This window comes from Cellulomonas sp. McL0606 (assembly GCF_058248365.1).
This window is the reverse complement of record NZ_CM177779.1, coordinates 41215-65342: the sequence shown is the minus strand read 5'-3', so window position 1 is coordinate 65342 and position 24128 is coordinate 41215. Positions and strand designations below refer to the sequence as shown.

General features: G+C 71.4%; 22 protein-coding genes and 2 pseudogenes. 7 read left to right on the top strand and 17 right to left on the bottom strand.

All coding sequences use genetic code 11. From position 1 onward, the window contains the following. Position 1: 1 nt before the first annotated feature. The 4 genes from AC38ZX_RS00375 to AC38ZX_RS00360 form a co-directional block, all read right to left on the bottom strand. Positions 2–1111 carry a ThiF family adenylyltransferase gene (locus AC38ZX_RS00375; protein WP_491295921.1) on the bottom strand — a complete coding sequence of 370 codons (1110 nt, stop codon included), beginning with the start codon at positions 1109–1111 and terminating at the stop codon, positions 2–4. A 71-nt stretch (positions 1112–1182) separates the two neighbouring features. Beyond that, a complete protein-coding gene (locus tag AC38ZX_RS00370; protein ID WP_491295920.1) occupies positions 1183–2853 on the bottom strand; it encodes an MSCRAMM family protein in 1671 nt (556 codons plus the stop codon). Next, the gene (locus AC38ZX_RS00365; RefSeq protein ID WP_491297536.1) at positions 2739–4400 is read right to left on the bottom strand and encodes a carboxypeptidase-like regulatory domain-containing protein; all 1662 of its coding nucleotides are present in this window, start codon (positions 4398–4400) and stop codon (positions 2739–2741) included. Before AC38ZX_RS00365 ends, AC38ZX_RS00370 begins: the two co-directional genes overlap by 115 nt. A gap of 36 nt (positions 4401–4436) precedes the next feature. Further along, a complete protein-coding gene (locus AC38ZX_RS00360; protein WP_491295919.1) occupies positions 4437–4811 on the bottom strand; it encodes a carboxypeptidase-like regulatory domain-containing protein in 375 nt (124 codons plus the stop codon). Between the two features lie 129 nt (positions 4812–4940). Here AC38ZX_RS00360 and AC38ZX_RS00355 point away from each other — a divergent pair, with 129 nt between their 5' ends. Beyond that, positions 4941–6701: an O-antigen ligase family protein gene (locus AC38ZX_RS00355; RefSeq protein WP_491295917.1), complete on the top strand. Its 1761-nt coding sequence runs from the start codon at positions 4941–4943 to the stop codon at positions 6699–6701. 10 nt (positions 6702–6711) lie between these two features. Here AC38ZX_RS00355 and AC38ZX_RS00350 read toward each other — a convergent pair. Together AC38ZX_RS00350 and AC38ZX_RS00345 are read right to left on the bottom strand one after the other, a co-directional pair. Next, positions 6712–7869 (bottom strand): annotated as a pseudogene (locus AC38ZX_RS00350) (pyridoxal phosphate-dependent aminotransferase); the annotation flags it as partial. Positions 7870–7911: 42 nt separating this feature from the next. Next, the gene (locus AC38ZX_RS00345) at positions 7912–8085 is read right to left on the bottom strand and encodes a YegP family protein (protein WP_426593917.1); all 174 of its coding nucleotides are present in this window, start codon (positions 8083–8085) and stop codon (positions 7912–7914) included. 85 nt (positions 8086–8170) lie between these two features. Between AC38ZX_RS00345 and AC38ZX_RS00340 the strand changes: the two genes are divergently transcribed. Further along, positions 8171–8545 (top strand): CorA family divalent cation transporter, encoded by a 375-nt coding sequence (locus AC38ZX_RS00340; protein ID WP_491295915.1) that lies wholly within the window; start codon positions 8171–8173, stop codon positions 8543–8545. Beyond that, positions 8502–9167 carry a CorA family divalent cation transporter gene (locus AC38ZX_RS00335; protein WP_491295914.1) on the top strand — a complete coding sequence of 222 codons (666 nt, stop codon included), beginning with the start codon at positions 8502–8504 and terminating at the stop codon, positions 9165–9167. Before AC38ZX_RS00340 ends, AC38ZX_RS00335 begins: the two co-directional genes overlap by 44 nt. On the opposite strand, the gene AC38ZX_RS00330 is transcribed toward AC38ZX_RS00335, so the two are convergent. After that, complete coding sequence (locus AC38ZX_RS00330) at positions 9164–9646, bottom strand: low molecular weight protein-tyrosine-phosphatase (RefSeq protein ID WP_426593915.1); 483 nt, start codon at positions 9644–9646, stop codon at positions 9164–9166. The genes AC38ZX_RS00335 and AC38ZX_RS00330 overlap by 4 nt on opposite strands. Positions 9647–9784: 138 nt before the next feature. Between AC38ZX_RS00330 and AC38ZX_RS00325 the strand changes: the two genes are divergently transcribed. The 3 genes from AC38ZX_RS00325 to AC38ZX_RS00315 all read left to right on the top strand — a co-directional run bounded on the left by AC38ZX_RS00325 (position 9785) and on the right by AC38ZX_RS00315 (position 12423). Next, on the top strand, positions 9785–10450 hold the full coding sequence (locus AC38ZX_RS00325) for a PadR family transcriptional regulator (RefSeq protein ID WP_491295913.1): 666 nt from the start codon (positions 9785–9787) through the stop codon (positions 10448–10450). Positions 10451–10627: 177 nt separating this feature from the next. Beyond that, positions 10628–12016: an ATP-binding cassette domain-containing protein gene (locus AC38ZX_RS00320; RefSeq protein ID WP_491295912.1), complete on the top strand. Its 1389-nt coding sequence runs from the start codon at positions 10628–10630 to the stop codon at positions 12014–12016. Beyond that, positions 12013–12423, top strand: a complete 411-nt coding sequence (locus tag AC38ZX_RS00315) for an ABC transporter permease (RefSeq protein ID WP_491295911.1) — start codon at positions 12013–12015, stop codon at positions 12421–12423. Before AC38ZX_RS00320 ends, AC38ZX_RS00315 begins: the two co-directional genes overlap by 4 nt. On the opposite strand, the gene AC38ZX_RS00310 is transcribed toward AC38ZX_RS00315, so the two are convergent. Then, positions 12420–14018 (bottom strand): CoA-acylating methylmalonate-semialdehyde dehydrogenase, encoded by a 1599-nt coding sequence (locus AC38ZX_RS00310; protein WP_491295910.1) that lies wholly within the window; start codon positions 14016–14018, stop codon positions 12420–12422. The genes AC38ZX_RS00315 and AC38ZX_RS00310 overlap by 4 nt on opposite strands. A 70-nt stretch (positions 14019–14088) precedes the next feature. Continuing rightward, the gene (gene map, locus AC38ZX_RS00305; RefSeq protein ID WP_426593910.1) at positions 14089–14853 is read right to left on the bottom strand and encodes a type I methionyl aminopeptidase; all 765 of its coding nucleotides are present in this window, start codon (positions 14851–14853) and stop codon (positions 14089–14091) included. Between the two features lie 345 nt (positions 14854–15198). Between map and AC38ZX_RS00300 the strand changes: the two genes are divergently transcribed. Then, on the top strand, positions 15199–15582 hold the full coding sequence (locus AC38ZX_RS00300) for a VOC family protein (protein WP_491295909.1): 384 nt from the start codon (positions 15199–15201) through the stop codon (positions 15580–15582). Positions 15583–15674: 92 nt separating this feature from the next. Here AC38ZX_RS00300 and AC38ZX_RS00295 read toward each other — a convergent pair. The 8 genes and pseudogenes from AC38ZX_RS00295 to AC38ZX_RS00260 all read right to left on the bottom strand — a co-directional run bounded on the left by AC38ZX_RS00295 (position 15675) and on the right by AC38ZX_RS00260 (position 24119). Beyond that, positions 15675–17002 (bottom strand): annotated as a pseudogene (locus tag AC38ZX_RS00295) (UDP-glucose dehydrogenase family protein). A gap of 186 nt (positions 17003–17188) precedes the next feature. Further along, complete coding sequence (locus AC38ZX_RS00290; protein WP_491295908.1) at positions 17189–18667, bottom strand: glycoside hydrolase family 26 protein; 1479 nt, start codon at positions 18665–18667, stop codon at positions 17189–17191. Further along, positions 18660–20144: a glycosyltransferase gene (locus AC38ZX_RS00285; RefSeq protein ID WP_491295907.1), complete on the bottom strand. Its 1485-nt coding sequence runs from the start codon at positions 20142–20144 to the stop codon at positions 18660–18662. The genes AC38ZX_RS00290 and AC38ZX_RS00285 overlap by 8 nt, the downstream gene beginning before the upstream one ends. Before the next feature lie 674 nt (positions 20145–20818). Then, entirely contained in the window at positions 20819–21370 is a 552-nt protein-coding gene (locus tag AC38ZX_RS00280) for a hypothetical protein (protein WP_491295906.1), read from the bottom strand. 92 nt (positions 21371–21462) lie between these two features. Beyond that, on the bottom strand, positions 21463–21783 hold the full coding sequence (locus AC38ZX_RS00275) for a hypothetical protein (RefSeq protein ID WP_426593905.1): 321 nt from the start codon (positions 21781–21783) through the stop codon (positions 21463–21465). A gap of 43 nt (positions 21784–21826) precedes the next feature. Next, positions 21827–22363, bottom strand: a complete 537-nt coding sequence (locus AC38ZX_RS00270) for a hypothetical protein (protein ID WP_491295905.1) — start codon at positions 22361–22363, stop codon at positions 21827–21829. Positions 22364–22554: 191 nt separating this feature from the next. Beyond that, positions 22555–22881, bottom strand: a complete 327-nt coding sequence (locus AC38ZX_RS00265) for an AMP-binding enzyme (RefSeq protein ID WP_491295904.1) — start codon at positions 22879–22881, stop codon at positions 22555–22557. Beyond that, entirely contained in the window at positions 22836–24119 is a 1284-nt protein-coding gene (locus AC38ZX_RS00260; protein WP_491295902.1) for an AMP-binding protein, read from the bottom strand. Before AC38ZX_RS00260 ends, AC38ZX_RS00265 begins: the two co-directional genes overlap by 46 nt. Positions 24120–24128: the final 9 nt, after the last annotated feature.

Below are 24128 nucleotides of genomic sequence, written 5' to 3'. Positions count from 1 at the left end.
GTCAGCTGGCTGCGTACCAGGCGACGATGCCGCCGTCGAGGTTGCTCGCATCGAACCCGAGCCCCCGCAGCACCCGTGCGGCGGTCAATGACCGGCCGCCCACCTGGCACTGCACGACGATCTCGCGGTCACGCGGCAGGCCGTCCAGCGCGGACCCGTCCAGCACCGTGCCCAGCGGCACCAGCACCGCACCCGGGATCGCGCCGGCAGCGAACTCCTCCGGCTCGCGCACGTCGATGAGCAGGAAGTCGTCCCTACCCGCCTCCCGCGCGGCCACGCGGCCGATCAGCTCGGGTGCGGTGGTGATCGGGACGTCGTCGGGCATGGGGGGCTCCTTGCGAGGGGGGACGCTCCGGGAGCGGCCGATGAGCGGGACCTCGGACCAGCGGCCGCGCAGCGCGTCGATCACGAGCACCCGGCCGAGCAGCGATTCTCCCGTCCCGGTGACCACCTTGACCACCTCGGTCGCCATGATCGACCCCACCTGCCCGCACAGCGCACCCAGCACGCCGGCTTCCGCGCACGACGGCACCTCGTCGGCCGCGGGCGGCTCGGGGAACAGGTCGCGCAGCTGCACGCCGTGCCGCCCCCAGAACACCGTCGTCTGCGCGTCGAACCGGAGCACCGACCCCCAGACCTCCGGCAGCCCCAGCCGCACGCACGCGTCGTTGACCAGGTAGCGGGTGGGGAAGTTGTCGGTCCCGTCGACGACGACGTCGTAGCCATCCAGGATCGTGTCGACGTTCTCGCTGGTCAGCCGCTCGCAGTGCGTCGTCACGACGATGTCCGGGTCGAGCGCCCGGATCGAGTCGGCCGCACTGTCGACCTTCGCCCGTCCGACGTCCGCCGTCCCGTGGATGACCTGGCGCTGCAAGTTGGTCACGTCCACCACGTCGTCGTCGACGATCCCGATCGTCCCGACCCCCGCCGCCGCCAGGTACTGCAGCACCGGCGCCCCGAGCCCGCCGGCCCCGACCACGCACACCCTCGCGTTCCGCAGCCGCTGCTGCCCGACCACCCCGAGCTCGGCGAGCAGCAGGTGTCGCGACCCGCGCGCGAGCTGCGCCGGCGTCAGCGGCGGTCCCGGTGGAACCAGAGAGGGAAGGGGCACGATGACCAACCTACGTCGGTCAGGCCGAAGAGCGGCACGACGACCGGTTGACGTCGCCATGCCGCTCACCCTCAGTGCGTCGACGCAACCGTCACGTGCAGTGCCTCCGCCAGGTCGCCGCGCTGCAGTGCGGCCTCCGGACGGAAGACTGGTCGTCCGAACCCGTTCGTCCCCCCGCTCGTCACCCCGAGCGAGCCGAGCCAGACGATCGCCGTCTGCTCGGCGGTGCAGGGGCTGACGTCTGCGAAGACCGAGTGGCGTGGTGGCGTCAAGCCCGGCGACCCGGCATACCGGTAGAGCGCACCCGCCGCCTCCGCCCGCGAGGCGACGGACGCTGGGTGGAACACCTTCTTGCCGTGCTCGGTCTTACCCGTCAGGTATCCGTTCGTGGAGGCCCACACGATCGCCGCGTACTGCGGGTCCGTGGTCGGGACGTCCGCAAAGGTCGCCCCCTTCGCCGTCTTCTGAGCCGGTGAGCCGGCGGCCCGGAAGAGCACCCCGGCCAGCTCGGCTCGCGTCACGGTCGCGGTCGGGCCGAACGTCGACGAACCGTCCGGCGCCTCGACCCCGGGCAGGATCCCGTTCGCGGCGATCCAGTCGATGTCCGCGGCGAACGGCGTAGTCGGCTGGACGTCGGTGAACGTCGTGCCGATCGTGATGTCGATCTTCTTGGTCGTCTGCGTGCCGTTCACCGTCACGTTCGGCCTGCCGTGTGCAAGGCCCGTCCCGTAGAAGGTGTCTGACAGGTTCGGTCCGGAGTTCGCTGCCGCGACAAGGTACGTGCCGGCGGCGAGTCCCTGGATCGAGTACCGGCCGTCGGGGCCCGTGGTGGTCGAGCGCGTGGCCAGACTGCCGTTCTCGACGAACGCCACCACCATGCGGTTGGCGTAGGGCGTGCCGTCCGCATTGCGGATGACACCCGTGATGTGGCCACCCGTCTTCAGTCGGGCGACGATCTCGGTCGTCTGTCCTGCGGCGAGCGACACCTTCGAGCCGTCGGACGCCTTCAGCGTCGTCCCGTGGGGCGCCTTGTAGTACTGCTCGACGTAGGGCGTGTCACCGCTCGATCGGGCAAACGCGATCTTGGTCTTGCCGGGCTCGAGCGCATGGATCTCGGCGGTTCCGTCGTCCTGCGTGAAGCCCCCGACGGAGGTGTCGGAGAGCGCTTGGACGAGGACACCCGTCGCCGGCGCGCCCTGACGGCCCGTGAGGGTGGCGCGCAACGTCGCGCCGGCTGCGACGGTGATGTCGATGCCTGAGGCCGTCCCCGCCTCGGCCACCGTAAAGAATGTCGCACCGGCGAGGGTTTCGGCCGCCGGGTAGTAGGCGCTCCTAAGGTCGCTGTTGTAGAGGTCCGCCCGCACCGTGTACGTCCCCGGGCCGAGGTCGCGGCTCACCGTGTAGGTGCCGTCGGGCTGGATGTTGGCGTAGCCGACCTGTGCCCCGCCGTGGTCGAGGACAGTCAGGTCGCCGCCGTCGGGGTTGGGGTTGCCCGCCGCGTCAGCGACCCGCCCCGTGATCGTCGCGCTGCGGATCAAGGCCTGGTCGGCGACCGTCGTGCCGCCGCCGGTCACCACGATGGCCCCCGCCTGGGCCTCGGTCAGCGCCGGACCCGGGTAGTACGTGCTCACCAGGTTGCCGTCCCACGGCGCGTCGAAGCGCAGCGCGTAGCTGCCCGGCCGAACGCCGTTGATCGTGTACCCGCCCGTCGCGTCGGTCGTGGCGTAGATGGCGGTGGCCACCTCGGTCGACCCCGGGGCTCACCGAAGACGTTCAGCCCCGCGATCGGGCCGTCCGGTCCGGTCACCACGCCCGAGATCGTCCCGCCGACCGCGTAGGAGAGGTCGAGCCCCGTGAGCGCGACACCGGCCGTGACGGCCACCGGGGTGGCGTTCGCTGCCGTCACGCCGCCGGGGTAGTAGCCGCCGACCAGCGAAGAGTTCCACGGGGACGTGGCCTCGACCGTGTAGGTGCCGGCCGGGACACCGGAGATCGTGTAGGTGCCGGTCCACGAGTCGATGTAGCCGTAGTAGCTGTCAAAACCGACCGTGCTGTGCGCGACGACGGATGCCTGGGGAAGTTCGGAGCCGGGCGGGACGGTCACCGCGCCCGAGATCGAGCCACCGAGCGGGAGGGTCACGTCGATCCCCGTGGTCGGGGTGCCCGGCACCACGGCAACGGGATGGGCGTCCGAGTAGGACCCGGACGGGTAGTACTGGGCGATGAGCAGCGATCCCCGCGGCGGTGTCACCGAGATCGTGAACGTGCCCGGGGTCAGGTCGATGATCGTGTAGGTGCCGTCAGCAGCCGTGATGGCACCCTTCGACATGCCCCACGGCTGGGGGTTGGCGTTGACACTCGCGTCCGCGACGCCCTGGCCGTCAGGTCCGGTGACGCGGCCGCTGATGCTGACCTGCTGCTCGGACGGGGTGAAGGAGATGTTGATGCCACCGACCGGAACCCAGGCCGTCATGGTCACCGCGAGAGCACCGCTGGCCGTCGCCGAGGCGGGGTAGTAGATGGTCTGCGAGCCGACCGTCGCGCTCACGACGTAGGCGCCGGGTGCTCCGACGACCGCGTAGTTCCCGTCGACGTCGGTGGTCGCCGTCAGGGTCCCGCCGGGTCCGACCGCGGTCACGGCGACGCCGTCGATGCCGAGCCCGCCCGCGCCGGTCACCTGACCGTAGAGGGTGCCCGTCAGTTGCTGCGGGGCCTGGAAAGCGATGTCGGTACCCCACGCCTGCGCGCCCGCGGGCACAGTCACAGGGGTCGCCGCAGCGGCTGTCGCGGCGGCGGGGTGATAGCCGACGAGGTCCCCGTACGTCGCGCCCACCACGTACGTGCCGGGCACGACGTCGGTCAGGAAGTAGGAGCCGAAGGAGGTGGTCGTCGCCGTGAACGTCCCACCAGGGCCGGTCGCCGTGACAGTCGCGCCCGAGACCGTCGACCCGTCGGTGCCCGTCACCGTGCCGGTGATCGAGCCCGTCTGCACGACGCCCGGGGCCCGAGCGACGTCGATGCCCGTGGTCGTCGCTCCGGCGGTCACCGTCACTGTCGTCGCGCCGGCACGCGTCGGCGAGCTGGGGTACCAGACGGTCGCGAGGTTCTCGACATCCGAGCCCTCGACGCGGACCTCGTAGAGCCCGATCGGGACACCGTGCAGCGTGTACGTCCCGTCGCTCGCCGAGTGGGCGACGTTGACGGCATCGGTGACGTCGCCGCTGTGGGACGCGAAGACGGTGGCGTCCTGACCGGGCGCGCCGTCCCCGTTGGTGACGACGCCACTGATCGAACCACCCTGCGGGAAGCCACGCGTCGAGACCGGTCAGGGCCTGCGCGGCGGCCAGGGTGACGGTCGTCGAGTCGTTCCACTGCTCCACGCCCGGGTAGAACTGGGGCACCAGGTCCGACTCGTCAGTCGGCAGGAAGCGGATGCCGTAGCCCCTGCGGGCACGTCTGCCAGGGCCCACGTCCCGTCCGGACCGCTGACGGTCTGGACGTGCACGCCCGGCACACCTGCGCCGTCGACGTAGACGGCCACGCCCGCGACAGGCACGCCGCCCGCACTCGTGACAGTCCCGGACAACGACCCGCCCGTGCCGCTGTCGGCGGACGCGGGCGAGACGCCGATGCCGAGCAGGACGATGAAAGCGGCGAGCGCCGCGACGAGTGCGGCCGATCGTGGTCGGGCGACGTGCATGCGAGCTCCCCCTGATAGGAGCCGGCCACGACGACGGTCAGGCTGGCTCTGTGTCAAACCAGGGCAAGCATGGCGGAAAGCCGAGTCGCGCGAGGCCCCCGTTCGGGTGACGTGTGGTTCACTGCGGCCGTGCCCGCGCGCGACATCCTCGGCCGCGTCGCCTGCGTCCTCGCCGCGGTCGCTCCCCTCGCGCTGGTCCCGGATGGGCTGTCGCGATTCGTGCTGGCCAAGCTGGCGGTCGTCGCGCTCGCGATCGGCTGCGCGGCGCGCGCTGACGGCCGCGGTGGTCTACCGCGTCCCGTCGCCTGGCTGCTCGCGGCATCCGGCGGGTGGCTCGTCGTGTCGGCGCTCGCCGGTGCAGCGCCGCTCGCTCAGCTCGTCGGCCGGTGGCCCCGCTACGAAGGATTGGTGGCGCTGCCGGTCTACGCCGGAGCGCTCTGGGCCGGCGCTCGGCTGCTCGGACCGGGCACGACGACGGCGCGCATCGACGCGTTGCGTGGCGGGCTGTCGGTGGCGGGGATCGTCGCCGCCGTCTTCGCGACCCTCGAGCCCGTGGGGCTGCGACCCCTCGGCGGCGACGCGACGCGCCCGGGTTCTGTCCTGGGGAACGCGAGCCAGCAGGGCGCGTTCGGCGCCACGGTCGTCGCGGTCCTGCTGCCCGCGGTCGTCCGCACCCGCAGGCCGCTCCCGGTCGCCGGACTGGTAGCGGGCGCCGTGCTCACGGCGACCTCGGGGTCGCGCGCCGCACTGCTCGGCGCCGTGGCGGCGGTCGTGCTCGTGGTGGTCGCCGACCGGCGCGCGTGGCTGGTACCCGCGCTGGCCGGCGTCGGCCTGACCGTGCTCGCGGTAGCGCTGCCCACCACGCGCGATCGGCTCAGCGGGGTCGACGAGCTGGCCGCGGCGACGGTCGGCGGCCGCACGATCCTGTGGCGGGACAGCCTGCACCTGCTGACCGGCCGCCCGCTGACCGGCGTCGGGCCGAGCGGGTTCGTCGACGCCTGGTGGCCCGGCGCCTCCCACCGTTGGCACCTGCAGGTCGGCGACGCCAACCCGCCGGACTCCCCGCACGACGCCGTCCTGCAGGTGCTCAGCGCGGGCGGGTTCGTCCTCCTGGCCCTCATGATCGCGCTGGTCGTGCTCACCGCCGTGCTGGGCGTCCGGTCCTTCCGGGCGGCCGACGACGAACGTCGCCGGCTGCTGCTCGGTGCGGGCGCGGCCCTGGTCGCGGGGTTGGTCACGCTCTCCGCGGGCTTCACGCACGCCGCGACGACCCCGCTGCTGTGCCTGCTCGCGGGCGAACTGGTCGCAACGACCCCCGTCGGGCGCCGTTGGGTTGCACGTACGGTGGCGGTGGGCGCGGCCGTCTGGTTCCTCGTCCTCGCGGTCGCCTGCGTGGGGGACGTCCGCACCGAGCAGGCCGTCACGCTGGCCGCGGCCGGTCGCACCGACGCCGCCGACCAGGCGTTCCGGCAGGCACACGCGCTGCGCCCATGGGACCCGGACCTCTCGCTGCTCGCGACGCAGACGTTCGGTGCAGGCGCGGCGGCCGGCGACGAGGCCTCGGCCGAGCGGACGCTCGACTGGTCGGCCCGCGCACTGGCCAGCACCCCCGACTCGCTCGAGGCCGCCCGCCACCGGGCCATCGCACTGGGCGCCCTCGGGCGGTATGCCGAGGGCCGAGCCCTGCTCGATGCCCTGCTGAGCCAGGACCCGATGGACGTCGACCTGCTGGTCGCGTCCGGCACTCTCGCCGCCCAGGACGGCGACCTGGACACCGGCCTGCGTCACCTCCGGCGCGCCACGGAGATCGACCCGGCAACGAGCTGGCCTGGACGAATCTCGAGGCCGTCGCCCGTGCGGCCGGCGACCAGGCCGAGCTCGACCGGATAAGCTCGAGGCTAAGCGTCGCCTGCCAGGCGACGATGCGATCGACCGCGTCGCGCACCACGTCGACCGACGACGCGAACGACAGCCGCACCCAGCGGTGCCCGTCCACGGGGTCGAAGTCGGTGCCGGGGGTGAGCGCCACGCCGGCCTCGTCGAGAAGCCGGGCGCACCAGGTGACCGAGTCCAGACCGCTGCCGGAGACGTCGGCGTAGAGGTAGAAGGCGCCGTCGGCAGGGGCGACGCGCGTCCAGCCCAACGCCGGCAGCCGCTCCAGCAGCAACGACCGCGACTCGGCGTACCGGGACACGTTCGACCGCGCCGCGGCGTAGCCGGCCGGGCTGAACGCGGCGACGCCGGCGTGCTGGGCCAGCGCCGGCGGGCAGAGGGCGACGTTGCCGGCGAGCGCGTCGACCGCCGTCACCAGGTCGTCGGGGAGCACGAGCCAGCCGAGCCGCCAGCCGGTCATCGCCCAGTACTTGGAGAACGAGTTGACGACGACCGCGCCCCGGTCGAGGTAGGACGCGGCCGTCGGGGGTGTCGAGTCGTCGTAGGTGATGCCGTGGTAGATCTCGTCGCTGACCAGCCGGACGCCGTGCGCGCCGCACCAGTCGGCGAGCGCGGCGAGCTCGGCCGGGTCGATCATCGTGCCGGTCGGGTTGGCCGGCGACGCGACGACGAGACCGTCGAGAGGCTCGGTCAGTGCCTCCAGCTGCGCCACCGTGGGCTGGTACCGGGTCGACGGCCCGCACGGCAGGCTCACCACCTCGCACCCGAGCGCCGCCAGGATGTTCGCGTACGCCGGGTAGCCGGGCACACCGAGGGCCACGCGGTCGCCCACGTCGAAGGCCGCCAGGAACGCGAGCACGAACCCGCCGGACGACCCGGTGGTCACGGCGATCCGGCCGGGGTCGACGTCGACGTCGTACCAGTCGCGGTAGTGCTGGGCGATCGCCGCCCTCAGCCCAGGCGCGCCCAGGGCCTCCGTGTAGCCGAGGTCGCCCGCGGTCAGCAGATCGATGGCGCGCTGCCGGACCACGTCCGACGCACCCGTCGACGGCTCGCCCGCGCACAGGTTGAGGATGTTCTCACCGGCAGCCCTGCGGGCGTTCGCGGCGGCGAGGATCTCCATGACGGCGAACGGCGGCACGTGCGCCCGAGCGGCAACCTTCATGGGCTCATCGTGGCGCACGCGACGACGGAGCCGACGGAGCCCTCAGCTGTTGTCGACGACGTCGGCCCCCACCGCATCCGACTTGATGCGGTCGATCGCCCCCTTGGCCGACGCCTTCGCCGCATAGCCCTCGCTGCTCGCCAGGACGTTGCCGTTCGTCGCGACGATCCGGAACCGGAACTCACCGGCCTTGTCCTTCCAGATCTCGAAGTGCACGTCAGCCTCCCCGGGGTGTCGACAGTGACGATCCAGTCTGGCGCGGGTCCCTGCGACGCGCGCGGGGACCCCTAGCCTCAGACCCGTGATCGTGGACTGCGCGCTGTACGCCGGGGGCCGACGCCTGCACCGCCTCGACGACCTGCAGGTCGCGATGCGCGAGGCGGAGAAGGAGGACGGCTTCGTCTGGATCGGGCTGCACGACCCGACGCAGGAGGAGTTCGACGCCCTCACGGTCGCCTTCGAGCTGCCCGAGCTGGCCATCGAGGACGCCGTCGCGTCCCACCAGCGCCCCAAGCTGGACCGGTACGGAGACCTGACGTTCGCCGTGGTCAAGCCGGTGTTCTACGTCGACCACGTCGAGGTGGTGGAGGTCAGCGAGCTTCGCGATCTTCGTCGGCGCACGCTTCGTCATCGTGGTGCGGCACGGGGTCACGACCATCCCCGCGCAGGTCCGTGAGGCGCTCGAGGGCGACCCCGAGATGCTCCAGCACGGTCCCGCCGCGGTGCTGCACGGCATCCTGGACAAGGCCGTCGACCAGTACCTCGACGTCACAGCCGCGATCGAGGTCGATCTCGACGAGATCGAGGACCAGGTGTTCGGCGACGACCCAGGCAGCGACCACGCCGAGCGCATCTACAAGCTCAAGCGCGAGGTGCAGCAGTTCCGCCGGGCCGTCGTGCCCCTCGTCGGCCCCCTGACCCGGCTCGCCGACGAGACCGTGCCGAACATCCCGGCGTACGCGCGGCCGTACTTCCGCGACGTCCAGGACCACGCGCTGCACGCCGCTGAGCTCGTCGAGGCCGCCGACACCCTGCTGACCAACGTCATGCAGGCCGACCTGGCGCAGGTGAGCATGGAGCAGAACCGGGTGGGCATCCAGCAGAACTCCGACATGCGCAAGATCTCGTCGTGGGCAGCCATCGCGATCGTGCCGACGGCCATCGCCGGGATCTACGGCATGAACTTCGACGCGATCCCCTGGATGCACGCCCCGCACGGGTTCTCCGTCGTGCTCGGCGTGATCGTCGTGGTCTGCGTGGGGCTGTGGACCGCGTTCCGTCGCAACAAGTGGCTCTAGAGCACCCCGCGCACGAAGGCGACGATCCCGTCGGCGGCCGCCTCGACCTGCGCGAGGCACGCCTCGAAGTCGGCCGGTCCGCCGTACCAGGGGTCGTCGACGTCCAAGGCGTGCTCGGCCCGACCGACCGGCGCACCGGGGTCGAACGAGCGGTACATGCGGACGTCGCCGTCCCCGAGCCCGCGCAGCGCCCGCGCGTGCGCCGACGTCATCGCCAGGACCAGGTCGCGTTCTCGCAGGTCGGAGGCTCGAACCCGGCGTGCGCGGTGGTCGTCGGCGGGCTCGTACCCGTGCTCGAGCAGCACGGCGCGGGCGCGAGGGTCGATCGGGCGGCCGTGCTCCTCGTCGCTGATCCCCGCGGAGTCGACGACGACGCCGAGGCCGGCCGCCGCGAACCGGTCTCGCAGCACCACCTCGGCCATGGGTGAGCGGCAGATGTTTCCCGTGCAGACGACCATCACGGCGTAGGGCTGGGGCACGCTCGATCGTCGCACGCTGGTCGCTCGGGTCCGATCACATCGAGATCCCGAGTTCTGGGGGTTGAGACGCGACACAGACGCGATATACTCTGAGTCGAGCATTCGAGTTCGAGCGATACGCGTCGGGAGGTGAAACGCATGGCCGCACGGTCGCGGAGCAACCCGCTGGCGCTCGCCGTCCTCGCGCTCCTGTGGGAGCGGCCCATGCACCCGTACGAGATGTCGATGACGCTGCGGGAGCGGCGCAAGGACGAGTCGGTGAAGCTCAACTTCGGCTCGCTGTACTCGGTCGTCGACTCGCTGGTGAAGCACGGTCTGATCGAGGCGGCGTCCACGGAGCGCGACGGCAACCGGCCCACGCGCACCGTCTACCGGCTTATCGACGCGGGCGCCACCGAGGCCATCGACTGGCTCACCGACCTGGTCCGCACACCCACCAAGGAGTTCCCGCAGTTCGAGGCCGCGCTGTCGTTCCTCCCGCTGCTGGGTCCCGACGACGTGGTCCGGTTGCTGCGACTGCGTCAGGCGACCCTCGAACGCACCCTGGCCGGTCTGCGGGCCGGGATGGACGAGTCCGCCGCGATGGGCCTGCCGGCCATCTTCACGCTCGAGAGCGCCTACGAGATCGCCGTGCTGAACGCCGAGGTCGAGTTCGTGGTGGGACTGGCGACGAGCATCGCCGACGGCTCGTTCGAGGGCGTGCCGTTGTGGCGCGAGCTGCACGAGCGCGCCATGGCGGGCGGGCGCCTCACCCCGGACGAGCTGGCGGAGGCCTTGGCGTCCTACGCACAGCCGCCGCCCTAGAAGCTTCGCGCAACCGCGCGAAAAAGGTCGGCCCAGGTGCTGGAACACCCGGGCCGACCACCACGAACCGACCGAGACCCGCGAGGGCACCTGTGCGATCCGCTGCACGCATCAGCATAGGTGGCTCCTCGGTCGACCATCCCGCCGTCGTCAGACGGCCCGACCGGAGGCAGTGCCATGCCCACCCTTGATTACTACGCGGTCGACGCGACCGACCTGGTCAAGACCTACCCCGGCGGCCGCGGCCGACCGGACGTGCGGGCCCTCGACGGCCTGACGCTCACCATCCCCGCCGGCACCGTGCACGGGCTGCTGGGCCCGAACGGCGCCGGCAAGTCCACCACCACCAAGGTGCTCACCACGCTCGCGAAGGCGACGTCGGGCACGGCTCGCGTGGCCGGCCACGACGTGGTGGGTGAGGCCGCCGCCGTCCGGCGCGCGATCGGCTACGTGTCCCAGGGGACCGGCGCCGACCCGCTCCTGACGCCGCGCGAGAACCTCGCGATGGCCGCCCGGCTCCGGGGTCTGTCGCGGTCCGCGTCCGCCGACCGGGCCACCGCGCTGGTGGACCGGTTCGGGCTCGCGGAGGCGGCCGACCGCGGCGCCGGCAAGCTGTCCGGCGGCACGCGCCGCAAGCTCGACGTGGCCCTGGGTCTCGTCGGGACCCCGTCGGTGCTGTTCCTCGACGAGCCGACCACCGGTCTGGACCCCGAGGCCCGCTCGGCGATGTGGGCCGAGATCCGACGCCTCGCCGGCGAGGACGAGCTGACCGTCGTGCTCACCACGCACTACCTCGAGGAGGCCGACCGGCTCGCCGACGGCCTGACCATCGTCGACCGCGGTCGGGTGGTGGCCGCGGGGTCGCCGGAGTCGCTCAAGGCGACGCTCGAAGGGGACACCCTGTCGGTCGAGCTGGTCGAGCCGGACGCCGAGCTCGTGGCGTCGACCGCGTCGACGGTCCGCCTGCTGCGCGACGTCTCCGTGCACGTCGAGGGGCCCACCGGCCGCCTCGTCGCGCGCACGTCCGACGGACCCGCCGCCGTGGGTGCCGTCATCTCCGCCCTGCAGGCCGCGGGCATCCGGCACGGCGCCGTCGGCGTCTCCCGGCCCACCCTCGACGACGTCTACCTGGCCCACGCGGGCCGGTCGTGGACGTCGTCCGAGAGCAGGGGAGCTCGTCCGATGAGCACTCTGTCCGCATCCTGGGCGGGACAGACCTCCCAGGTCACCCGCCGCTGGACCATCGATGGCATCCGGCAGCCCTGGGGGCTCGGCGTCGCGATCATGCAGCCGGTGGTCTGGCTGCTGCTGTTCGGCAACGTGTTCTCGTCCGTCGCCACGGTGCCAGGCTTCGGTGCCGACGACTACATGACGTTCCTGGTCCCGGGCATCCTCATGATGACCGTCCTGTACTCGGGCGCCTGGGCGGGCACCGGCTTCATCGACGACATCACCAGCGGCGTCATGGACCGCATGCTCACCTCGCCCGTGCACCGCTCGTCGCTGGTGGCCGGACAAGCTGGTCCAGCAAGCTCGGCATCTGCTTCGTGCAGGGGCTCTGCGTGATCGGGATCGGGGCGCTGGCCGGCGCGTCCTACGCCGGCGGCATCCTCGGCATGCTCGTGGCGCTCGGCGCGTCGCTGCTGCTGGCGGCCGCGTTCTGCTCGCTGTCCGCGGCGGTCGCCCTGCTCGCCCGTGACCAGACGGCACTCATCGGCATCTCGACCATGATCGTCCTGCCGGCGACGTTCCTGTCGACCGCCCTCATGCCGGCGTCGCTGCTGCCGTCCTGGGTGCAGACCGTGGCGGACTACAACCCGCTGACGTGGGCGGTCGAGATCGCCCGTACCGCGATGTCGACGGACGTGGACTGGACCCTCGTCGGAACCCGCGCCCTGTGGCTGGCCCTGCTGGCGGCCGTGGTCGCGTGGTGGTCGGTGCGCGCCATGCGCACCTACCAGCGTTCGCTCTAGCAGACGGCCGGCCGGTCGAGAACACCATGAGCAGCGCCACCGAGCCGCTCGCGCGGCTCGTGGTGTTCTCGACCCCACTCGTGGGAAGTCGTCCGACCGAAGTGGAAGCGGGCCGTGGCCGGGCTGCTGGGCCACCGGCTGGTGACCACCTTGTTACGCGTGTAGAACCGGACCGCCTCGGGGCCGTAGATGTGGCTCTCGCCGAACAGCGAGTCCTTCCAGCCACCGAACGAGTGCCAACCGACGGGCACGGGGATAGGCACGTTGATGCCGATCATGCCGACGTGCACGGCGCGCTGGAACGTGCGGGCGGCGTCGCCGGACGAGGTGAACAGCGCGGTGCCGTTGCCGTAGGGGTTGGCGTTGACCAGGGCGATCGCCTCGGACAGGTCGGCCACGCGCATCACGACGAGAACCGGCCCGAAGATCTCCTCGGCGTACGCCCGCATGTCGGCGGTGACCCGGTCGAGCACCGTGGGTCCGACGAAGAACCCGCCCTCGAACCCGTCGACCGTGTGCCCGCGACCGTCGACGAGCGCGCGGGCACCCGACGAGACCGCGTCGGTGACGATCTCCTCGATCCGCAGCTGCGCAGCCTTGGTGATGACGGGGCCCATGTCGCTGTCCGGGTCGTTGCCGGGCGCCACCCGCACCTTCTGTGCGGCCGCCTTGAGCCGCTCGAGCAGCGCGTCGGCCACCTCGTCCACCACCAGGGCCACCGAGATGGCCATGCACCGCTCCCCGGCCGCGCCGAACGCGGCGCCGGTCAGGTGCGTCGCGGCGAGGTCGAGGTCGGCGTCGGCCAGCACCACCGCGTGGTTCTTCGCGCCGCCGAGCGCCTGCACGCGCTTCCTGTGAGCCGTTGCTGTCGCATAGACGTGCTGCGCGATCGGGGTGGACCCCACGAACGACACCGCCGAGACGTCGGGGTGCGTGAGCAGCCCGTCGACGGCCACGCGATCGCCCTGCAGCACGGAGAAGACCCCGTCGGGGAGCCCGGCGTCCTTCCACAGGCGGGCGAGCAGGAGCGACGACGAGGGGTCGCGCTCCGAGGGCTTGAGCACGAACGCGTTGCCGGTGGCGATCGCCATCGGCGCCATCCACAGCGGGACCATCGCGGGGAAGTTGAACGGCGTGATGCCGGCGACGACGCCCAGCGGCTCGCGGAACGAGAAGACGTCGACCCCGGTGGCAGCCTGGTCCGTGTACTCACCCTTGAGCAGCTGCGGGATGCCGCAGGCGTACTCGACGACCTCGAGCCCGCGGCCGACCTCGCCGAGGGAGTCGGCGATGACCTTGCCGTGCTCGGCGGTGATCGTCGCGGCGAGCTCGTCGGTGTGGGCGACCAGCTGCTCACGGAACGCGAACAGCACGCCCGCCCGCTTCCCGATCGGCTCCTGGGCCCAGCTCGCCGCGGCCTCGAGGGCCCCAGCGACGACCGCATCGACCTCGGCCTGGTCGGCGAGCAGCACGCGACCCGTCACCTCGCCCGTCGCCGGGTTGCGGACGTCTTGCGTCCGGGACCCGTCGGGCGTCGTCACCTGCCCCCCGACGACGTGACCGATCAGGGGTGCGGTTTCGACGAGCGCGGACATCAGAGCCTCTTTCGGCCGGTGGCGACGGAGTACGCCGGACCGATCAAATCTATCCCCGCACCGCAAACGGTCAGTCGCGGGCGGTGAGGACCAGGGGGCCGTCCGGGGTGATGGCGATCGTGTGCTCGGCGTGGGCTGCCACCGAGCCGTCGGCCGTGCGGATGGTCCAGCCGTCCGGGTCGATGGTGTAGTCGTCGCCACCGGCCATGAACCACGGCTCGATGGCGATCACCAGGCCGTTCTTGAGCTTGAGCCCCGTCCCTGGGCGGCCAAGGTTGGCCACGTGCGGGTCCTCGTGCATGGTGCGACCCACGCCGTGCCCGCCGAAGTCCGCGTTGATCCCGTACCCGCCGGCGCGTCCGATCGCGCCGATCGCGGCAGAGATGTCCCCCATCCGCGCACCGTTGCGCGCCGCGGCGATGCCGGCCGCGAGCGCGCGGTCCGTCGTGTCGATCAGCGCGGTCACCGCGGGGTCCTCCGTGCCGATCTGGAACGTCAGCGCCGAGTCCGCCACCCACCCCTGCACCTCGGCGGCGAAGTCGATGGACAGCACGTCCCCGTCGACGAGGACATGGTCGGACGGCAGGCCGTGCAGCGCCGCGTCGTTGACGGAGGTGCACAGGACGCCGGGGTACGGCATCGCGCCGAAGGACGGGTGGTAGCCCAGGTAGACGGAGCGCGCTCCCGCGGCGTCGATCATCTGGTGCGCGTGGGTGTCCAGCTGCTTGAGGGTCATGCCCTCACGGGTCACATCCCGCAGGGAGGACAGGACACCGGCGACGAACCGGCCGGCGGGACGCATGGCGTCGATCTGAGCGGGATTCTTGAGGGCCACACCCCCACCCTGCCACGGGCAGGCAACAGCCCGTGGGCTGAACCTCCGAGACGGAGGTCCGGCCGCGAAGGACGAGGTCGCGGCTCCCACGGGCTGCGGTGACTGCCTTGGATTCGCTCGCCGGCCGGGTGGCCTGCGGGCGGATGCAATCCGTCCGAAAAACCTGCCGGGCGACTAGCCGGCAGTCACCTCACGCGTCCAAGAAGAAATCATGTTCTGGACCACCTCCTCTCCCATGTGCCTTGAACGTACGTCCGGTTCGCACACCTGCCAAGCGTTTTCTCCGCTGGCGAACCGGCGGCACCGCGAGAAGGCTGGACCGATGAGCACTCCACCGTCCGCACCTTGGAACGACCACGCGGGTCGCCGGTTCTCGCTCTCGGCGACCGTCCTGGAGTCGCAGGACGCCCATGCGCTCGCAGACTTCTACCACCGGCTCCTCGGCTGGCCCGTGATCGCCGACGACGGCGGCTGGGCCCAGCGCGCCCGCCCGGCGGAGGCAGCGGCCTGTCGTTCAGCTCGGACCCGCTCTACCGGGCGCCCGTCTGGCCCGCGACGACCGACCAGAACCAGATGCAGCTGCATCTGGACATCCGCGTCGACGACCTGGGCGCGGCGACCGAGCACGCCCTGGGTGCCGGGGCGCGGCTCGCCGAGTTCCAGCCGCAGGACCACGTCCGCGTCCTGCTCGACCCGGCGGGCCACCCGTTCTGCTTCTTCGAGAACTAGGTACCCGCGCACCCGTACGTGCGGCATGCGGGCCGCATCGAACCAGGACGACGACCCCCGGGCAGGTTCCTCGGGGGTCGTCGATGCCCTGCCTAGGCGACGACCGCCGCGCGGCCGAGACCGGTGAACGTCCAGCCGGCCTGGCGCCACGCTGCGGCGTCGAGCTTGCCGCGGGCGTCGATGACGTGGGCGTTGGCGGTCAGGGCGGCCAGGTGGGTGGGGTCGGCGCGCAGGAACTCGTCCCACTCGGTCAGGACCAGGACGACGTCGGCGCCCTCGACGGCCTCCTCGACGCTGGTGGCGTACGCCAGGGTCGGGAACGAGGAGCGTGCCGTGTCACCGGCCTCCGGGTCGTAGACGGTGACCTGGGCGCCGCGCAGGTGCAGGGCGGCCGCGACGTTCAACGCGGGCGAGTCGCGCACATCGTCGGTGTGCGGCTTGAACGCGGCCCCGAGCACCCCGACCCGCCGGTTCAGCACCGACCCCCCGCACGCCGCGATCGCCAGGTCGACGACCCGTTCACGCTGACCCATGTTGATCTCGTCGACCTGCTGCAACAACGCGGACGCCCGCCCGGCGCCGAGCTCGTTGGCCCGGAACATGAGCGCCCGGATGTCCTTGGGCAGGCAGCCTCCCCGAACCCCAGCCCCGCGTCCAAGAACTGGCGCCCGATGCGCACGTCGTGCCCCAACGCGTCGGCCAGCACCGTGACGTCCGCACCCGCGGCCTCGCACACCGACGCGATCGCGTTGATGAACGAGATCTTCGTCGCCAAGAACGCGTTCGCGCTGACCTTGACCAGCTCCGCGGTCGGCAGGTCGCAGACCACCACCGGTGAACCCTCGGCGATCGGGGCCGCGTACACGCGTCGCAGCAACGCCTCCGACGGGCCCGTCGTGCCGCCCAGCACGATGCGGTCCGGGTGCAGCGTGTCCTGGACCGCCTTGCCCTCACGCAAGAACTCCGGGTTCCACACCAGCCCCGCGCGCACCCCGTCCGGCACCTGCGCGGCGACCAGAGCACGCAGCTGCGCACCCGTGCCCACCGGGACCGTCGACTTGCCCACGATCAGGCCGTCGTGGGTCAGGTGCTTCGCGATCGCCGCCGTCGCGGCCTCGACGTAGCGCAGGTCGGCGGCGTGGCTCGTCTTGGACTGCGGGGTCCCCACGCACACGAAGTGCACGTCCGCCCAGCCGACCGCCTCGGCCACATCCGTGGTGAACCGCAGCCGGCCGGTCGCCAACATCTCGGTGAGCAGCTCGGGCAGACCGGGCTCGTAGAACGGGACCTTGCCGGCCGAGAGCATCTCCACCTTGTGCGGGTCCGTGTCTACACCCACGACCTCCATGCCGAGCTGGGCCATCGCGACCGCGTGCGTCGCACCGAGGTACCCGGTACCCAGGACCGCGACCCGCGGCATCGGAGCATCGGGGTCGAACGGGCTGCGGACGGACGTGTCGCTTGCGGCGATCTCGCCACGGGTCGTCGTCATCACGGCTCCTGGGTGGGGGTTGTGGGGGTCGGCGCGGCAACGTATCCCGCCGCCGGGTTGTGGATGCCGTCGACGAATGCTTGCGTCGCGGCGCCGGTCGACGTGATGCGCCAGTCATTGGTCACGGGTGTGCCGGTGCTCGTGGTGACCGTGTTGTGGAACCAGGCGAACCCGATGATGTCCGCGTTCTCGGGCCGGGCGAGCCCGGCGAACAGGTCGGTCACCCAGGCTGCCTTCTGACCACCCACCTCCGAGGCCCCGATCTCGGCGAGCAGGATCGGTTTCGACGTGATCGAACGGAGGAGCTGCTTCAGCGAGCTTGTCGAAGGTGTAGGAGAAGGTCGGAACCTGCGACGCTGCGTACGGCGGCCGGTAGTAGCCGGACAGGCCTACCCAGTCCACGTACTCGTCACCGGGGTAGAGGCTCTTCATGTAGGCGTTCGTGTTCCTGGCCCAGCTCGACAACCTGTTGATGATGTTCGGCGCCCACACCCAGACGACGTACTGGTTGGCTCCCTCGGCCTGGAAGATGTCGTGCACGTGGCGCCACATCTTCACGTAGTCGCCCGCGCCGTTGCCGTTGAGCGAGGAGCCGGCATAGGTGCGCTCGCCCCACGGGTACCAGTCGCCGTTCATCTCGTGATCGAGCCGGATCGCGAGCGGCAGGCCGAGGCTGACGATGTCCCTCGCGTACTGGTGCAGGTAGTCGTCGTAGGTGCCACCGATGATCCTGGGCAGCGAATAGTCCGGGTTGGTCGTCGTGTTGTTCGAGGCCTTGAGCGGTTGGGACTCCCAGGTGAGCAGCGGGAGCGTGCCGTGCTGCCAGGCGCGCGTGACGGCGTCGGCGCGGAACGGACCGTCCCAGCCCTGGAAGTATCCGGCGATCGTGGGCTTCACGCCCACCGTCGCGGCCACGCTGTCGAACTCAGCCCAGTTGAACGGTGACTGCGGCGTGTACAGCCCGAACTGCCGGGTGCTGGGCGCGAGCAGCTCGGACAACGGCGGCGCCTTCGGCGCGGCCGGGGGTGCAGCAGCGGGCTTCGTCGCCGTCGCGGCGGCGGCCGCAGCCGCCGCAGCAGCCTGGCGCTTCGCCAACGCCTGCTCGGCGGCGGTGGCGCGTGCCTTGGTTGCCGCTGCCTCGCCGACGGCTGCGGCCGCCTTCCGCTCGGCGTCCCCCTTCGCCTTGCCACGAGCGGCCGCCGCCGCCCGCTCCTGCTCGGCCTTCTGTCGGGCCTTGGCGTCCGCAGCAGCGCGCTGCGCGGCCGACTTCTGCTCGCCGCTCGCCGCCGCCAGCGCGCGCTCGGCTGCCGCCTTCTGCTCGCCGGTGACCACGCCCGCGGCACGCTCGGCGTCCGCCTTGGCCTGCGACCGGGTGAGGTTGTCGAGCTTCTCGGTCTGGCCGGCCAGCGCTGCCGTGAGGTCGGCGTTCTCCTGCCTGAGAGCCACCTCCTGCGCGCTCGGGGCGCCTTGCGCGCTCGCGTCAGCCGTGGACGGGGACAGCCAGACGACGGCGGAGACCGCCAGCAGGGCGAGGGTGACCACAACGGCCGCGAGACGGGCGCGGGGCGTGGTGTTGAGGATGTTCCTAGACATAAGCGAGCGCCTCCAGGGCAAGTAGGGCGAGCGCGATGCCGTAGGGCACGGCGGCCAGCGGGTTCAGGCGGCGCCGTGCCGGAGCCGGCTTCGCGGTGCGTTCGGTCGCGCGGCGCCGCTGGACCTTCGTCTGGACGGCGTGACCGTCGGCCGGCACCCGGTCGACGAGGTCGATGGGCGCCAGGTGCTCGGTGGCTTCGAGCTCGGCCATCAGGTCGTCGTTCTCGGGACCGCCGACGTAGGCGCCCGACCGGGTGCCCCAGCCGGCGACGTGGGCCATGCGCAGGAACCCGAAGATCCGGATCGGCATGAGGAAGAACGTGGACACGATGATGAACACGGGCAGTCGCCAGAAGTCCGAGGGCTTCTCCTGCAGGTGGCGGATCTGCCGGATCGTCATCGACAGCACCGACGAGACGATCATCAGCGCGACCACCCAGAACCACCCCGTCAGGCCCGTGTACGTGGACAGCGCGGCCTCGTACAGGTTCGTGCCGGTGTTCGTGACCGACCGGTAGATCCAGCCCAGGATCGTGCCGAGGAGCAGGAACGGCAGCAAGATGTCGGTGGCGAAGAAGATGCCCAGCACCGGGGCGTGCCCGGCCATCCACGGCAGCATCCGCAGGGTGTTGTACTGGCTTCCCCGCGCCCAGCGCAGCTGCTGCTTTGCCAGCTTCTTCACCTGCAGCGGGGCGTCGGTGTAGACCAGGCTCGAGTACTGGTAGACCGTCTTGTACCCGGCCTTGAGGGTGAGGTTGGTCAGCGTCCGGTCGTCGGAGACCTCCAGGAACACCCCGAGGAACTTCTCCGTCATGAACGCGTCCATCACCTGCATGAGGATCCGTCGCCGGAACGCGATCGTGCGCCCCGGCAGGCATCCGATCTGCCCCAGGGAGGACTGCGCGGGCATCGAGTACAACGCCCGGGTGTTCTCCAGCCAGTCGGCCCACCGGGTGATCCACGACCGAGTCGGATCCAAGATCCGCTGCCTGGTGGTCACGCCACCGACCGCCGGGTTCGCGAACGGCTTGACCAGCTCGGGCAGCGTCCCCTCGGTCCAGATCGTGTCCGAGTCGACGAGCACCGTGACCTCACCCACGGACATCCCGGTGCCGATCATCACCGCGTTGCGCTTGCCCGGGATCGGGGTGTGCACCCAGCGGACCAGGGGCGCGAAATCATCGGACACCCGCTCGAGCCCAGGATTCGCGGCACCGTTGATCACCACGATCACCTCATCGGGACGCTGCGCGACGATCCGCTCCAAGACCTCCCGGAACAGGTCCAACGGCTCATCCACCACCGGCACGACCACACTCGTCGTGACCTCGTACGGCTCGGTGACCGGACGATACCGACGACTCAGCACCACCTTGAGCAACCACAACGCCCACACCAACGACGAGAACACAGCAAAGAGATAGATCTGAAAGTGCCCGGAGAACATCTCTCGGATCTGCAGGATGAAGACGAACATTCAGACACTCCACGCGGTCGTTGGGCCACGCGGGGCCGACACGAAGCTGCTAGCCCTCCGATCGGTCGGAGGCGGCACTACCATGCGCGGATTTCTAATCCAGTGCAAGCCTCAGACGCCACGCCAGTTATGACCAATGTCACTCTTGTCAGAGGCATCTGGACAATTGGGACTGCGAATGCGACAAATGGGTCCTTGCTGGCGGACAGGACAGATCGTCGTGGCTCGCCATGGCCGGCCGTGCGCCGGCTCGCCATCCGCCGCAACCAGCGATTCTCGTGGCAGTGACGACGTCAGCACAAGCACTGCCGACGCCCATCGCGTCACAGCTCGCCCGCCGGGCGTCCGATCCTGAGGCCCGGAAACACGCGGCGTTGAAATGGCGCCGCCGTCAGACATCCATTTCCCGCTCGATATTAATTAATGCATTTGCCCGACGGTGACGGGCAGGTCGACCGGGTGTCGTCGCCTAGCCGTGCTGTCCCCGCATCGCTCGGCAAACGTCACGCGACCCGTCGCGTGCTCCGGGCTGGAGGGCCCCCGGGCCCCCGGGCGCTCAGCGTTCGAGCGGGCGTCGGCGGGGATCGGCCAGATCCGCCCGTGACGTGCTGGGGCGGCGAGGAACGTCCGCATCAGCTCGTCGACCGTCAGCACCTGCGGTCCGCGGGCGGCGCTCATACCGGGCGGGCGGTCCGGATACTCTCCGCGAGTGCGGGCACCTGCGGCGCCTTGACCAGCACGGCGACGTCCTGGGCCGGGCCTTTGGCGAGCGTGATCCGCAGGCCCGTGACGGTCCGCTTCTGCCACGTCCGGACGTCGTCGGTCGAGGTCACACCCGTGACCTCGGACCAGGGGGACGCGAACACCTTGGTCCCCGACGTCTTGCCGGCCCAGATCTCGATGCCGCCCGGGCCGTAGGCGAGCGTCGCGGCGACGCCGTTGGTGGTCCGCTCGCCGGCCGCCTTGAGCAGCGGCTCCTGGGTCGGGCCGGTCACGCAGGCGACGAACGACCAGCCAGGGTGCGTCGCGGTGAGCGCCCGCGCCCGCTTGCGGTTGGCGCGCTCGATGCCCTGGCTCGTCATGACGAGGACGGCCGGCCCGACGACGAACGCCACGATCAGCAGCCCCGCCGCGGTGTAGTTGCCGTTCGGGATGGTCAGGGCGAGCCCGACCACGAGGAGGACGAGAAGGATCGCGATCAGGACGATCCAGCGGCTCTTGGTCACAGGCGGGACGGTACCCGAGTCGGTCGACTCCTAGGTTTCGGGATGCCGCGCCCGCCTCCTCGACGGCGCGGAGATCCCGCCGTCCGAACGCGCTACACCGTCTTGGCGGCCACCGTCGGGTTCCCGCAGGCGCCGCAGAACGGGTCGTCCTGAGCCAGCCGGTACCGAGCGCACTCCGGGTTCGTGCACGTGCGGGTCCCGACGCCCGCGGGTCGGGCGACCGGCCGGGTCTTGTGCTTCAGGGGCATGGGCGTGGTGTAGATCGGACCGATCGGCCCGGGTTGCCCTTTCGGCGGGACGCGCAGCACGGACCAGGACGTCGGCTTGCCGCAGACCGCGCAGGTCCGGGTCGTCTGGACCTTCCCCTCCGCGGCGCAGGCCGGGTCTGTGCACCGCAGGGCCACGTTGGCCATGACGTTCCTCTCACGAGTCGGTTGGCGACGATCAGCGTACCGATCAGGGCTCGGTCGGCGGCTCCTGCCGGCGCGCGCGGACGATCAGCGGGATCCCGACGCCGAGGCCGACGACGACCAGGCCGAGCAGCCACCAGACCCACGCGGGCGTGCCGCTCGGGTCCGCCTCGGTGGTGTCGTCCGCGGTCGCGGACGGGGAGGGCGCCGGCGTGGCGGTCGGTGTAGGGGTTGGTGTTGGTGTCGGTGTCGGTGTCGGTGTCGGTTCCGGCGCAGGGACGACGGCCGTCTCGGTGGGCACCGGCACGGGCGCCTCGGTCGGCTGCGGCTCGGGCGCCTGCGTGGGCACCGGCTCCTGGGTGGGGACCGGCGCCGGCAGCTGGGTCGGGGTCGGGAGTGCCGGCACGGTCGGCGTCGGCGTCGGGCGGGCCGGGATCGTGAACGTGGGGCTCGGCAGCGTCCGCGTCGGGCTCGGCCGGTCCAGCCCGTCACCACCGGTGCACGACGCCAGAAGGAGCACGGTCAGCGCCGCAACGACCGTTGCGGACAGTCGGCGTACGACGACCTTCTGCGGTGCAGCCACGCCTCGCCCCTCTCGGCGACTCGTCCGCGGACGACACGCGCCGCCGCGGCTGCCGGCGCGGGGAGCCCCGAACGGCGTGGGCCGACCGTACCGAGGTGCGGGGGGCGCTGAAAAGGGGTCAGCACCTGCGGTTTTGTCGGACGGAGGGGGTCCTCGCAGCGGGTGCGACCCGGCGAACTCCCACTGACCGATCAGGCGCGCAGGTCCTTGCGGAGGATCTTTCCCGACGACGACTTCGGGATGGCGTCGACGAACGCCACCTGCCGGATCTTCTTGTGCGGCGCCACCCTGTGCGCCACCCACGCCATGAGGTCGTCCGGGTCGAGCTCGCCGGCCTTCACGACGAACGCCTTGGGCGTCTCCTGCCCGTCGGCGTCGGCCACGCCGATCACGGCGGCATCCTGCACGGCCGGATGGGTGAGAAGCAGCGCCTCGAGCTCGGCCGGCGGGACCTGGTAGCCGTGGTACTTAATCAGTCTCCTTGAGCCGGTCGACCACGTAGAAGCCGCCGGACGCATCGATGGTCACGATGTCGCCGGTGTGCAGGAAGCCCTCGTCGTCGAGCGTCGCCGCGGTCGCGGCCTCGTCGCCCAGGTACCCGACCATCACGTTCGGGCCCTGGCACCACAGAGCCACCCGGCTCGCTCATGCCCTCCGCCGGCACCGCGATGTCGTGCCCGTCGGCGGGGTCGATCAACCGGGCGACCATGTTGGGCACGAGCACGCCGATCGATCCGCGCGGCAGGTCGTCGCGGTCGGCCGGGACCGCGTGCGAGACGGGGCTCATCTCGGTCATCCCGTAGCCCTGCACCACCCGGCAGCCGAGCCGGTCGTGCACGGCGTCCGCCAGGGCGCCGTCCAAGGGAGCCGCCCCCGACAGGATCGTGTGCACGCTCGACAGGTCGTGCTCGGCGACCATGGGGTGCCGCGCGAGCGCCAGCGCGATCGGCGGCGCGATGAAGAGGTAGGTGCAGCGCCGGCTCTGGATCGTGCCGAGGAACTGCGCCAGGTCGAACCGCGGCAGCGTCACCAGCCGCGCGCGCTGGCGCAGCGACAGGTTGAGCAGCACGGTCATCCCGTAGATGTGGAAGAACGGCAGGACGGCGGCGACGACGTCGTCGGGCGTCAGGACGATCAGCCGCCGCGACTGCGCGACGTTGGCGACGAGGTTGCGGTGCGTGAGCATCACGCCCTTGGCCCTGCCGGTCGTCCCCGAGGAGTACGGCAGGACCGCGAGGTGCGTCGCCGGGTCGAGGTGCACGTCCGGCGCACTGTGCCGCTCGGCGAGCAGGTCCGCGAACGACGTGAACCCGTCGGCGCCGTCGGCCACCACGATCCTGCCGTCGGCGATGCCCGCGGCCCGGGCCGCGGCGAGCATCGGCTCCCGGAGCACCGACGCGGTCACGACGAACACCGCACCCGAGTCGGCCAGCTGCCGCGCGATGTCGTCGGCCGTGTACAGGGAGTTCACCGTGGTGACGGTGGCGCCGGCCCGCAGGATGCCGTGGAACAGAGCGACGAACGCCGCGGAGTTTGGCGCGTGCAGCGCGACGACGTCACCCGGGATCACGCCCCGGGCCGCGAGGGCGCCCGCCACGCCCAGCACCTGCCCGACCAGCTCGCCGTAGGTGACCATGCGCTCCCCGTCGAGCACCGCGACCGTCGCCAGCTCGTCCGGGGTGAGCGACCCGAGCACGTAGTCGAAGACCGACTCGTCGGGGATGTCGATGTCGGGGTACGGACTCTGGACGACCACGAGCAGCTC